Source organism: Prevotella sp. 10(H), assembly GCF_000711235.1.
GTDB lineage: Bacteria > Bacteroidota > Bacteroidia > Bacteroidales > Dysgonomonadaceae > Dysgonomonas.
Map to the genome: position 1 here is coordinate 233,860 of NZ_JOMI01000009.1, position 14,189 is coordinate 248,048.

The window sequence follows — 14,189 nt, forward strand, 5'->3', positions numbered from 1 at the left end:
ATCTTATTTTGCTTTTATAAAACCACCTGATTTTCCTGTTTCTCTATAATATTGGATTGTCTCTGTTCCTGTTAAATACCGAGTAGATGTGGTATTGCCAACATATCCATTTAATGGAACTCCAATGCCCGCGCCAATAGAAATGTTCTTCCAACAAGTTTTTTCTCCTGTCGCCTGATTCACTGCTGTTGTTGTTCCAAATCCAACACTAACAACTGCATCTATAGATGTGACATTCATATTTGATTCTCCTTCAAAGACTTCCATCCTAAAGTTATTTATATCTCCATGGTAATTATACAAAGTAAGTCCTGTAGTTGCTGAAACACCTAATCCTCCTGCACCTAAAGTAATATTTTCATAAGAGAGAGTCTTTCCTGCATCAGGACCTTTCAATATTTTTACATGAGAATTACTTATATCCCCCGCAATACCTCCTTGTGCATCAAAAGAGAGGACAGTCCATCCTATAGCAACAGTTCCATTTCTCGGTTTTTGAATTCGTTTTGCTTCAATTATACTTGGAGAAAAGGCAGGTGCTAATATATAATCTTCTCCTTTTCCTGCAATACTTTCAATTTTTTCACCCTGATGATTAACATATACAGTATCCATTCCTGTTGGATCAATTACATTAATTGGATTATTCGCTGCGTATGCGTGTGGGGAAATATTATAATAATTCTCCGCGTGCGGATCTACCGTACTAAACCTTCCTATACTTGGTTCATAAAACCTGGCCCCATAATCATACATATTCAGCCCATGCATCTGATCCAGTTCCTTACCATTGTATTTGTACGGCTGCTTGCCCTGCTCGGTTGTGGAGTTCTCTGCAAAAGCAGTACCGAAAGGGTAATAATGGCTCTTCTGTACTACGGTTCCGCTTGCATTAGCTACCACACGGTTGTTGCCAAGATGATCGGTCACAAAAAAGTGGTAGGTATTACTTTCAATGTATCCCCCGTCCACTAAAACTCTTTTCAGTGCGTTGTTCTCATAGATGATATTACCTACGTAGTCGGTGGTCTTACTTTGGGTAAGGGAACTTACATTAATCCCCGAACCGATAACAGGAACGGTATTATAGTTAGGATTCAATTTTCAGGCTGCCTTAAAATCCTTACAGTCAACTGAATATGCGCAAAAAATCTCAACTTTTGCTATTAGACTATTTAATCCTAAACGCTTTTAATCATTTAATAGCCTGTATCTTATATATCAATTCCTCAATATCCTTTTGGACAACTTCAGATTCAGAATTATAATATAGTCCCATATTGTCTAACATTGTAAAAATGTATTCTTTCAATTTTAAATAATTATCTTTCTGTGATATTATGTTAGGTACATATTGCACATATTCGTATTTAGACATAGGTAAGCCAATGCCAATAGGATCCCACTCTGCGAGTAAATCGTTAATCTTTTCAACCATTTCTTAACATTAAAAATTAATATTTCCAGCACCTAAACCATTTCGTGTACCAGGATTATTACTGAAAATCGTAATAATTCTATTTTTAGTAGCATCAACAACTACAGTATTACCATTTTTTGAATAATGCCATTGAGGATTACCAAAACGACTTCTTCGTAAATTTGCTGTTCCCGTTTTTACTATATCGGCAATGTCTTTTGTTTTAAAGCCTCTTGTTAATGCTTGATTAATAGAATGCGCCGACAGAGTATTAATTACCCTTGGCGCAACATTGAGATTTCTTATTGGACCTACTGATGGTGGCGTACCCATAATAGGTCTTAATCCAGTAATATAGCCATCTCTATTGACATTCCATTTTCCACCATTTTCATCAGTATGCGTATTACCTATCCCCAATACATGATAACCTAAAAATCCCCAAAAACCAGACAAATTGATTCTCTTACCTGCCCATTATCATCTCCAATCTTTTTTATATGAAAACCAGTTATTTCGGTATCTTGTTCCGGCCCATATATTGTAACATCATCTCCATCTGATTTTACTCTATCGAATTCTACTCCATTTTTATAAGCATATATTGTGTCCATTCCTGTTGGATCAATAAACTTAATAGGATTATTATAGCAGTATACATACGGCGACCAAGAGTAAAATTCTTCTGCTAATGGATCAACCGTACTAAACCTACCTATACCCGAATCATAAAACCTTGCACTGTAATCATACATATTCAACCCATGCATCTGATCCAGTTCCTTACCGTTATACTTGTACGGCTGCTTGCCTTGTTCTGTTGTTGAGTTCTCTGCAAAGGCACTACCAAACGGATAATAATGGTTCTTCTGTATGATCGTTCCACTGGCATTAGCTACAACACGGTTATTGCCTAAATGATCGGTCAGGAAAAAGTGGTATGTATTATTTTCAATATATCCTCCGTCCACTAAAACTCTTTTCAGTGCGTTGTTCTCATAGATGATATTTCCTACATAGTCAGTGGTCTTACTTTGGGTCAATGAACTTACATTTATCCCTGAACCGATAACAGGAGCTGTATTATAACCCGGATTCCATTTCTGAACCACTTTCAGCTTCTGACCACCAATAGAATAGGTATAATCGTTCCTTGCCTCTGCAACGGGAGTATATTTCCTAATTTAGCCCATTATCTCACTTTTCCTAAGCTAAAGAGATAATTTCAGTAATAATTCCTTCTCCTAATGGAGGTCCTCCTTCTCCAAAAGTAAAAAAATTGCCTTCGGAAAAATCTTCACCTAAATATTTATTAGTCAAAAAATATATAAATACTTCTGCTCTTTGTCCAGGATATAAATGTGAACAATCAATTAATTCAATCTTTCCAGAAGTCTTTGCGCCTGGTATAAAATCAAATGCAGGTCTATATCCACTTATAAATGGGGTTGTTCTGCCATCTTTATATAATAAAATTTCAGCTTTAATTTTAATCATAATTCTTATTTTAGAGGACTATATGGTAATGGAGTTCCTTTTAATAAATGCAATTGATCTTTTTGTATAGAAATTGCATTCATTCCATCAGCATTAAATTTATAAGCATCTTTCATTACACTATTAGGTACTTCTACTTTCATGATAGAATTGGGAATTCCGTCAAATTTAAAATTATTCTTTCCAAATTGAACCGCTTCTTCTATTGTTGGAGCAAATAATTTCCCAGTTTCATATGAACCTTGAATATTTCTAAAACCATTTTCCGCGATATCGGCAGCTTCAGCCCCTGAGACAGCACGATAAACAGTTGTCACATCATCAGCACCTTTCACTCCTTTTCCTATACCTTTTCCTATCCCGAGCGCTTCCCCTAAAGCTTTAAAACCAGCTTTCACCGCTGCCCCACTAACTGCAGGCAGAATTGTACCTAATGCAGCAAAGCCAATATCAGAGATTCCCGCTGGAGTTCCATCCACATTTACAGCATTGCCCTTTCTTGTTACAGTTGTTGTTAAAACCGTTGCATCGTTGACATCCGTAAAAGATAGTGCCTTTTCTTGGAAAACATGCGCATTATCCCTTATGGTTTTGTCTGTGTAGCTACAGGAAGCTGCTTGTCGATAATAATCTCGACTAGCACCCAAAGGGGGCCACTCATATGATTTGCCTGTAGGGTCAATGAACTTCAATGGATTGTTAGCCACATACACATATGGACTGATAGAGTAGTATTTTTCCGCCAATGGATCAACCGTACTAAACCTACCTATAACCGGCTCGTAAAACCTCGCGCTGTAATCATACATATTCAATCCATGCATCTGATCCAGTTCCTTATCATTGTACTTGTAGGGCTGGGTATCCGCACCTGTCACAACTGCAAAAGCCGAACGCAAATACAATTATAATTTCTAAACATAGATTTTGTCTTTTGCTTTTCGTAGTATGTATATGGCTATAATTATACTAATAATTACGTAAATACCTACAAAATATAAGTAATTAATTATATCATTACTTTGGGTCTTTATTACATCATAAGGATTTTCTCCAATTGAATTAAAATCATCTGAACCATATTTTAATTGAATATGTTCAATTATATACTGATATAAAGTAAAAATTCCAAAAATGATTGATATAAAAATGTATAAATATATAATCTTTTTCATTTTCTCATCGGATAAATTTTAGTAATAATGTTTGAATTTATATTTGACTTACGATCTAGAAAGTTTTTAAAAGAATGAGGTATCACAAATCTGTCATTTTCAGTTTTAAGGCCACCAAAGATATACATATTCTTATTTTCTAGAATTTTAGAGCCAGCAGTGTTTAACGCATCAGAAGTAAATGTTGTACAATTAAATATAAAGAAGTTATAGCCTTCTACGTCATATATATCCGTCCTCCCCTCTTCGTTTGATCCTGCTCCCTCTTTTTTATTTGTATTATTCGAAATTATCTCATCCATAGTTTTAATCATATCTTCATCTGTTACATCTTTAACCACATAAGAACTCACCGAAGTTTCTTTTTTCTTACCCTTTTCATAAGATTGGGCATGTCTTCCTGTTTTGACTATTAAATTTCCTTTTGATTTTATATTTCTTCTACTCTCAGGTTCATACGAATAAGTTGTTTTTTTATCATTTTCTCCAACTGTAATCCAAGTATGTCCTGTACCTGTAGTTTCTACATTTACTATTACAGAATCCAGGGCCATCCCTGTTGGGTCAATAAATTTCAATGGATTATTCGCCACATACGCATACGGACTGATACTATAATACTTCTCCGCTTTGGGATCTATCGTACTAAACCTACCTATACTTGGCTCATAAAACCTAGCAGAATAATCATACATATTCAACCCATGCATCTGATCCAATTCCTTGCCGTTGTACTTGTACGGCTGTTTACCCTGCTCGCTTACGGTATTCTCTGCAAAAGCAGTACCGAAAGGGTAATAATGGTTCTTCTGTATTACGGTTCCACTAGCATTGGCTACAACACGGTTATTTCCAAGATGATCGGTTAGGAAAAAGTGGTATGTATTGCTTTCAATGTATCCCCCGTCCACTAAAACTCTTTTCAGAGAGTTGTTCTCATAGATGATATTGCCTACATAGTCGGTAGTCTTACTTTGGGTCAATGAACTTACATTTATTCCCGAACCGATAACAGGAGCGGTATTATAACCCGGGTTCCATTTCTGCACCACTTTCAGCTTCTGACCACCAACAGAATAGGTATATTCGTTCCTTGCCTCTGCAACGGGACTCTTAATATCCATCTGTCTGGGTAAATTTAAAGAATTATATTGAATATCGGTTATCCCTTTATTCAAATCTTTGGTCATCGCACCGTTTTTATTGTAGGTATACTCGACGGCTACATTGCTGTAGTTTTTGAAGTCGGCCGATTCGGCAAGGCTGATTGTACCTATGGCATCTTCCGCCTTGGTCAGCTGGTTGCCGTTATAAGTCAGCGTCAGGTTATCTATCAGTTCTCCTGCCTGTGTGGCACTTGTTCGCCCTCTGCGTTTTAATGTGGTCATATTACCATGTTTATCATATTCGTATGAGGCATTAAAACTATTGACGACAGAGCCGTTATACAAATAATATGCTACAGTTAATCTCGACAGGTTATCATATGTAAAAGCATAACCCCTAGGAGTGGTTTCCCCCTGCACTTTCCAGTTCATCGCTGATATATTGCCGTTATATTGTTTGGCACTTCCCCCGTAAGATTCATTGTAATACAATGTCTGGCTGAATAACGGGCTTGTAATCGATTTCGTCCACGAGCGTATATTATACCCATAGGTAGTTGTCAGGTTGGCCTGTCCGTTCTTCTTGTTGGTCTTGAGCCTGCCCAGTTCGTCATAAGTGTTTTCGGCAATAACAGTTTCTGCCAATGAATTAAATTTATGGGTAGTCTTGGTCAGCCGTCCGGCATGGTCGTATGTGTATTTATAGATTTCCGTTACCGTAGTTTTTCCTGTTGCAGAATGGACATGTTTTCTCTGTGTGGGCTGCCCTGTGAAATTATAGGCGATGTATTCCTTTTCCAATCCACCTGACAAGTGATTTGTCGATTTGGTCTGAATCAGCCTGCCCCGGTCGTCATAATACATGGCGGTAACGATTTGCCCTTCTATTGTATTGTTTGATTTACCGTCCGGGCCTATCAGTTTTACCCGTGTTCCCACCAGTAGTCCTTTGGCATTGGAATACCGTGTGCCATAGCCCGTTTCTGCATTATAATCCAGATTTGTCTTATAATAAGAATTCGTCTTCAGCATCATCTCATAATCATCATAGTAATTAATAAGCAATACGTCATTGACAGCAACATCCGGGAACGTATTCCATGTGTACCCGTAGTTGCCGCTTCCCGGTGATTCTTTGACAGCAATCCCTGCATATGCTGTCTGAAGGGCACTATGAGCCGACGCGGTCCAGTATATACCAGACATTATCAGTCTTCCAAAGGCATCATATTTATTGAATGTCCATTCCGATTTATCACCTGTTTTCCTGTTACGTTGTTCGCCATCCTGACTTAATATCAAACGATCCGCTCTGTCGTAGACATAATAGACCGGTTCGCAGCCTGGCAGTTTTTTCCATATGCAACGGTTGCGGTTGTCGTATTTATAGATATAGATAAGGGCAGCGGCATCTGTCTGGCTTTCCGATATGGAAGACCTCAGGTCGTAGAGGTCGGATGCCTTAGGAGGGATCACATAGCGCAGGTTACCGTAATCATCGTATACATAGTAGGTGGCATGCGAGCGGCCTCCACTGACCTGCCGGGTAAGGATTACCTGTCCCTGCTTGTCTTTGAATTCATAAGATTCATTGCCGTTCTCATCGGTCATCCTGGTGACGTAAAGGCTTCCGTCGGCATAGTATTCTTTATTCTTGATTGTGGTACCTTCTATTTGCAGGTTCATACAACTAAGAGCGCCAGTATAGGCTCCTGTGCTTGTCCGGTTATTTGTGGTATATTCGGTCTTGACGGCTTTCTTACCTGTATACCAGTCTTTCCCCGGACCGTATTGTTCCAGTACACGATTTAGCGGGGAGGGTTCATATACCGGACGGCTATAGGCCGAATCGTTGTTGTAGGTGGTCATAGCTTTCGTCTTATAGGTAGCAAACGGTATGAAGGCACCGTTATTTCCGGAGGCTACGGCAGGCAGCCAACTGCTGGCCTCCCTTCCGGTAGCGTCGTATTGCTGATAGGTGACAAGGTCGGCTTTTGACGGAGTTATACCTTTTTGTACGGTCTGAACAGGTCGGCCCAATCCGTCAAAGTATTGGATGACATCCAATGACTGTGTACCGGAGGCATCGGTGTAGGTCTTACTGATTATATAATTATCATTAAATGTCTGAGAATAGCATAAAGTACTCAAACAACTATTTAATATTATAAATAAAATATATCTTTTCATATTTTATAGTTTTAATAAATTAAGCTTAATACGTCGGGTGTCTTGGGTATGGTTACAGAAGATGTCGAAGTACTAATTATCTGAATTTCCGCCCTGGACGAACCCTGATAAATATGAGTGCCTTTAAAAATCTGAATAGTAGCATAATTATCTCCGGCCTTCAATGTAATAGTTCTTTCATTTTTACATTCAGCGCCACACGTATCATTTTGCTCATACGAATAAGGAGGCATATAGAATGTCGCCCTAATAGGTTCTCTTCTTTCAGATGCTCTGAGAAATGTAGACCTGATAGTAATAGTGGCATCTACAGGAGACCATATTTTAGCTTTTATAGTTCCCACTCCTTCCCTGGAATCTGTCGAATATTGCCTGTCCTCAAATTTTAAAACATAAGGGTCTATTTTTATAGTTTTAGAAGTTGTTTTTGTCACTCCTGATATCTGGTCAGTAACCTTACAAGTCAGCGTAAAACTATTAAAGTCCTGAGCCGTATGCTTATAATCAGAGGTTCTGCTCTTTATACTTCCGCCTATCGACCATTCATAATCATAATAACCTGATCCTCCGTCAATTTTTACAGTAAAGGTAGAAGCAGCCTTATAGGCAGAGGAGGTTTCCGGAATTATTACAGACTTGATTTCTTTAGATGTATTTAAATTTGGCTTTGGAGCTATAAAGGCTGTGGAAGACCATCCAGCTCCATCAACATATTGATATGAAAATGAATTGATTGCTACTGCCTTGTTTTCTTCTGTTGTATAGGTCTTTACAAGCCTACCGTATTGATCATAATCGTAATATGTGGTTATTCCCGAAGGAGATGTAACAGTTGATACACCTATAAGAGGCGTGTGGGTATATGTTGTAATATAACTGGCAGGAAGGCCTTCTCTCAGAAGGTTTATTAATCCGTTTTCCTGCTGGCTGATTGTTGTGCTGTTAAGCATGTTGTCGATCCTGCTTTCTCCTATCAGATTTGCAATATTCGTTTTGAAATCTGCATTTTTTATTTCCGCAACAGGATATTGTCCGTTGTAGCTCCATAAAAGAGTTGTAACTAACCCGTCTGGCATAGTATATTGCCGCAGGTTTCCTCTTTTGTCATATAAATCATATGTAATATCTGTCGTGAAGGTTCCACTTGTGGCTTTTTTAGATTGTTCTGTAGCAGGCTTATAAAAGTTCCCAAACTTTGCGAAAGTTCTTTTTTGGGTAGAAAGATGAGTGTTTCCCGTTTTAGTTATATTTTCAAGTAATACATTTACCATGTTTTTCTTAACCATCTCTTTTGAAACGGCATCAGTAAAATCCCGGGGATATTTATACTCGTGAGTGATAGTCTTATTATTAACAGTTTCGTCTTTCTGGGTCAATTGTATATTGCTGGCCGTAGTTGTATTTACTTTACCATATTGATACTTAGTGCTGGTACTTACTCCATCCATAGTTTCAACGGTTTCTGCTAATTTATAAAATCCGGTTTCATACTCTTCCCAGAATATATCAAAAAGGCCGCTGGCATGGGTCAATACTCCATTAAGAGGATAATTAATAATATGCCTCCGATAGACATGCTTCCCGATGATAACTCTTTTTTTATGGTCAACTCTATATATATAATCTATAGTTTTAAATGGTTTACTTTCGCTTTCTTTATAAAAGGCTTCCCGTTCTAATTTGCCCATTACCCATGACTGCAAATTTTCAATATATGGATATCTTGGAGTTACATATGTTTGCCCTGTTGTAGGATTTGCACTAATCACCTGCCTGTAAATATATGGATTACTATAGGTATATTCCGCTTTACCCTGCCCTTGTTCTTTTTTTATAACTTTCTTGTAAAAAACAGGGCTTCCCTGATTGAAAAATAATCCGGAAAAGGGTTCTTCAGTAAAATAGTATCTGGGATGATTTGTAAATTGATTCTCCATCAATCCTTTAAGTCCAATATATACCCTGTATTTATATGATTCATAATCTTTATTATCATTAGATAACTTCATATAGTGTGGATCTTCATAGGTATATACGGTTGTTACAGGACTTGATTTCGCATCAGGCTTCGATATCATTTTGGCAATCCTGAGGCCTCCTACAATTTTATTATCCTTATCCCTATTGGCTTCCGTAAAAAATTCTGTATAACCTCCCGTTGGATAATCTATTTTTGTAAGTGTCCACGACTGCATATAACTTTCTGAGGAAGTTCTGTCTGCTAAATTATTTTGAAGGAAAGGACCATAATTCTCCAAATCAATTCCGGATATTTTTCCTACCAAATGTCGATTAGTCTTCACTCCATTATAATAGCCCCACAGATCTTGCCCTAATGAAAATAATGATGGTTGATCTGAACACCGGGCAGGTAAACGATCCTCATTATAAGAAAATTTGTATTTAATGGGTGTACCTCCTCTGCTACCACTAATTTCTATAGACTCAAGTTTAAGCCTGTAATTTGCATCTTCTGTAGAAGTATTCGAACTTTGGAAATATGAATAGTTAAACCCGACTCTTTTGATTTCTGTCCCATTTTTATCCTTTACTACTATTGCTCTTAGACTATAATGTCCTTTTTTGTCTTGCCTTTCTGTAGAATTTAAGATAAATTCTATAGAACCGTTATCAAAGTCTATTTTTGTTAAGCTTCTTTCATAAAATTCTGTATAAGAAAAACTATAATTACTTCCGCCTCCTTCATACCCACTTCCGTCTGATCTATACCCTGCGCTCAAAGTAGCTGATCGATTATAGACCTTATATCCTATAGGATTACCATAGGTAAATTTTATTGAATTGGATGAACTAGATGAAGTTATGGTTGATATTTTCCAGTTTGAAACAGCCTGAATCCCTATTTTCACTCTTTTATCGGGTAGATACAATTCTTCTTTATCCGAGAAATTATATATAGTTCCGTTAGGATTAGTAATAGTAAAAGTATTATTTGTCAGATTTCTCTCTATTTTGTTATCGGAGTAAGGGATATTTACCAAATTCCTGTCCATATCGTATACAAAAGAGCCGGAAAGGTCATTCATACTATAAGTATATATATCTGAACCCATATCATGAACCTCATCCGCAAGTTGTTCGAGATATCCATTAATATTTAGAAATCCCTGTTCGCCATAATCATTCATTTTGTTAAAAATTTCCTCTTTGAACGGGACTTTACCCGTAATCTTTCCCCCTGATATTGCATTGAATGACAATTCCGGACTATTAAGAAAACCATAAGATTTTTCTTCATCATGAATTCCTTTTATCTGACGGCTGACCATACCTCCTACATTCAGATTCCAACCCAGCCCGACCCATGTAGCTATATCGTTTACTTTATGTCCTCCGAGGTGATAAGATAAGCTGATAGGCAATTCCAAATCTCCTACTTTGATTGTGTATAGGGGTATATTGATATCAGGAATACCCACACTGTTACTTACCGGATAATTTTGAAAACGATCCAACATTGTTGCTTCGGGGGTTTTTGTGAATTGAGAGTGCATACTCAATTCACTATTCCAGTCTTGTGCATAATTTTGGATTGAAATGAGGCTTATTAAAATTATAATTATTACTTTTTTCATAGTATATGTATTTTACTTCTTAATAATCACTTGATTCACAGCCACACCATTAGCCGTAATCTTGAGTACATAATTCCTGGAATGCAAAGCCGAGCAGTCGATAGTCTGATGGTGAGTCCCTGCAGATTGTCTTTGCACCTTTGTTTTCCTGACTGGCATCCCGTCCATCGAGTATAATTCGAAAGATACATTGGCATTTTCTTTCAATTCATACTCCAGGTTCATAATTGATTCCACTGGGTTAGGATAGATACGGCAATCCATAATATCTTCCAGCTTTACAGTCTTTGCATCCGTTTTCTGTAATTCCGACTGGTGTTTATCTTTCTGTTCCATATTCCACATCTCTTCGAGTAAAGCTAGATTCTCAGGATCAGTATCCAGATACAGATGGTCTTGTGGCGGATAGAAAAATGCTGTACTGAATATCTCCGTACTATCTGCTAAATTGATATTCCTTACCGTCTCGAATACCGGATAACGATAACCTTTACTATACCAACGGCAGGTCTCCAATGCCTTACCCTGGATGTCAAGGCTGTCATCGAGTATAGTCTGCACTGTCTTTACTCTTAATACAGGGCTTAATGAATCTCCCGATGGAAGTATGACTTTCCCATAGGCATCGGCTGTGGTAGTTACTGTACCTTTCGTTCTGATTCTGACAGTTCCCGAATAAAGACCTTCCGATGTATATTCAGATCGCATTGACTGTCCGTAATTTAATGGATAAGTCATTAATACCATAGGCTTTAAGTATGCCAGTTCCACGGCAGGATTCTCATGTCCTGTTTGCAACAGGGAATTTCCGCTGATTCTATAATAATACATGGTATTGTGTTCCGTACCGACTATCAGTTCATTGTCCTGTACATCCTTTTTATTATATAGGGCATCACCCAGTATATAAACACTGTCTCCCTCAATCGGCGGAAGGGAATAAGCAAGGGTGTATTGATCATTTATTGTTTTGAGTTTACTGAAATCCCAGGTAATATTTTTGCCGGGCTTTCCAGAATCTTTAAATTCGACTTGTTGCTTGATCAGTATGTCTCCTGCGCGAAGATGGTTGTGGTCTCTATTCAGTTGCCCTGAGCACGGCAATAAAAAGACGATAACCATAAATGGAATCAATAATGTTCTTTTCATTAGGTTAATTATATTAAATGTTTTTAGTATTGCTTATTCTTCTGTTGAAGTGATTCGGATACATTAGTGATTCATGATATAGATAAATAAAGTCTCCAACATTTTATTAAAAAATGCAAAATAATGCTAACGGATTTAAATAAGCAAGATAATCCCATATGTTGTGTAACATATATGAATCAGTCTTCTAACATATATGAATCAGTCTTCTAATATATATATTCGTTTCCGGAAAATATAACTACCGAATCTATTTTTCCGGTATAAGATATTTGACCACCATTTGCAAAACCTTTTTATTCACTCATTGCAGAAAATGATAGCGCAAAGCTCAAAGAAAATACAAGAATAAATATATAACTTATATTTTTTTCATTTTCGAATATCTTTAGCATATTAATAAATTAACTCTTTTAAAGCCCATAAATAATCTCTAGGAGTCACAAATTTTGTTGAAATATTACTTTTTCCTGATAATAGGTTGCTGCGTCTTTTTGATTTATATCCAATTTTGTACCTTGGATGCTGAAGACCGAAAAATTATGATATAGTTTAAGTGTATTATTGCAGAAATAAACCTAGAAGACATATTTGAGACATGCTTTTTTTGTTATGACGATATCCTTCAGACGCTTTGTAAGATTTTACTACCTTTTCATCTATAGTAGTCAGTAACCAACTTGATCGCAAATCAAAAATGCGGTTCCCTGTATGATTAAAAAGAGTTTCCCATCAACTACAGGAATAATCTTGATCATAATGTTTTCAATAAACTCATGTTTAACAGTGAGTTACCTATGGTAATCTGTAAATACAAGCTGTACGTTGCGATCTTTGGTAAAATAGTTGAAACTAGCAGAGCAACAACAATTTTTCCATCGAAAGTAATAGAAGAAGAGGTGTATATACTTAATTGAGTATCTTCTTTAATTGGTAAGATATTGGTTACACGACCATTTTTAACATAATTCAGCATTGGTAAAAAGTCAGCAGGACGCATTCAATAACTTATGATAAGTTCATCTTAATGATTCGAGAGAGCCAAATAACTGACCTGGTTCTTCCGTTGTTAAAATCTTCGTAATATCCACTAAGAATTAGATTAAGGTCTAAAACATCTCCGGTTTGACAGTCGTAGATCAATCCATTTTTATAGTCTGCTACAATATCTGTAGAATATAGATGACAACACATCGTATTTATTTAACAGTCTTCCAGTTTATAAATAATAATTGTATGCTATTATGGCATTAGGCCCTACAAGAATGTTATTTGTGAATTCGGAAGTTTTCTTTTTGGATATTCTCTGCGTCAAGCAAGATGTAGTAATAATTAATTCAGATAATTAATTATTACGTTGCATTTCGTACTCTTTAGGTGTCATTCCATAATGTTGCTGAAACAGCCTGATAAAATAGGATGGGGTTGTTATTCCTACCAAATAGCATATTTCATTGATTCTGAATTTTCCTTCGTGGATAAGTTGTGCAGCCTTTTGCATTCTTATAAGGCGTATTAAGTCAAGCGGTGGCTTATCGGTTATAGTTTTTATCCGGCGGTGAAAGTTTGATCTGCTCATCAATAAAGCTTCTGCAAGCTGCTCGACATTGAAATTAGGATCTGCGATATTTTCATTGATTACTTCAACAACTTTACCTATAAATTCATTATCTCCTTTGCCTATATTACTGTCCATCATCGGCAGGAAAGGTTTTTTCTTGAATATTTCAAGTTCTCTCTGCCGGTTGTTTATCAAAGATGCAATAGAGGTTTTGAGGTAACTGGGCGAAAAAGGTTTTTCTATATACGCATCGCTACCAAGCTTTAAGCCTTTGATCTTACTATCAAGATCGTTACGGGCAGTAAGCAGGATGAATATAATGTGATTGTATTCTGCAGATGATTTTATGTATTCACACAATTCGAAACCATCCATTTCGGGCATCATGACATCACTGACAATTATATCTATATTTACAGATGCTATTACTTTCTGCGCCTCGATCCCGTTTACAGCCTTCTTTATAATATAATCGTCGGACAGAGAGTCTGCTAT

At 36.9% G+C, this 14,189-nt stretch carries 9 protein-coding genes and 1 pseudogene; all 10 read right to left on the minus strand.

The window, feature by feature from the left end; translation table 11 throughout:
- Positions 1 to 3 precede the first annotated feature (3 nt).
- The 10 genes and pseudogenes from K348_RS18875 to K348_RS0116570 all read right to left on the minus strand — a co-directional run bounded on the left by K348_RS18875 (position 4) and on the right by K348_RS0116570 (position 14,189).
- On the minus strand, positions 4 to 1,101 hold the full coding sequence (locus tag K348_RS18875) for an RHS repeat domain-containing protein (RefSeq protein WP_029906652.1): 1,098 nt from the start codon (positions 1,099 to 1,101) through the stop codon (positions 4 to 6).
- Positions 1,102 to 1,195: 94 nt separating this feature from the next.
- A complete protein-coding gene (locus K348_RS0116520; protein ID WP_051697967.1) occupies positions 1,196 to 1,438 on the minus strand; it encodes a hypothetical protein in 243 nt (80 codons plus the stop codon).
- Positions 1,439 to 1,447: 9 nt separating this feature from the next.
- On the minus strand, positions 1,448 to 1,876 hold the full coding sequence (locus tag K348_RS0116525) for a hypothetical protein (protein ID WP_156032908.1): 429 nt from the start codon (positions 1,874 to 1,876) through the stop codon (positions 1,448 to 1,450).
- Complete coding sequence (locus tag K348_RS18880) at positions 1,852 to 2,532, minus strand: RHS repeat domain-containing protein (RefSeq protein WP_051697969.1); 681 nt, start codon at positions 2,530 to 2,532, stop codon at positions 1,852 to 1,854. Before K348_RS18880 ends, K348_RS0116525 begins: the two co-directional genes overlap by 25 nt.
- Before the next feature lie 94 nt (positions 2,533 to 2,626).
- A complete protein-coding gene (locus tag K348_RS0116535; protein WP_029906656.1) occupies positions 2,627 to 2,917 on the minus strand; it encodes a hypothetical protein in 291 nt (96 codons plus the stop codon).
- 664 nt (positions 2,918 to 3,581) lie between these two features.
- Positions 3,582 to 3,777, minus strand: a pseudogene (locus K348_RS19585) (RHS repeat-associated core domain-containing protein); the annotation flags it as partial.
- 311 nt (positions 3,778 to 4,088) lie between these two features.
- Positions 4,089 to 7,388 (minus strand): DUF6443 domain-containing protein, encoded by a 3,300-nt coding sequence (locus tag K348_RS0116550; protein WP_051697972.1) that lies wholly within the window; start codon positions 7,386 to 7,388, stop codon positions 4,089 to 4,091.
- A gap of 11 nt (positions 7,389 to 7,399) precedes the next feature.
- Positions 7,400 to 10,984 (minus strand): hypothetical protein, encoded by a 3,585-nt coding sequence (locus K348_RS0116555; RefSeq protein ID WP_029906660.1) that lies wholly within the window; start codon positions 10,982 to 10,984, stop codon positions 7,400 to 7,402.
- Positions 10,985 to 10,996: 12 nt separating this feature from the next.
- Positions 10,997 to 12,133 carry a T9SS type A sorting domain-containing protein gene (locus tag K348_RS18580; RefSeq protein WP_051697975.1) on the minus strand — a complete coding sequence of 379 codons (1,137 nt, stop codon included), beginning with the start codon at positions 12,131 to 12,133 and terminating at the stop codon, positions 10,997 to 10,999.
- Between the two features lie 1,345 nt (positions 12,134 to 13,478).
- Positions 13,479 to 14,189, minus strand: a complete 711-nt coding sequence (locus tag K348_RS0116570; RefSeq protein ID WP_369793901.1) for a helix-turn-helix domain-containing protein — start codon at positions 14,187 to 14,189, stop codon at positions 13,479 to 13,481.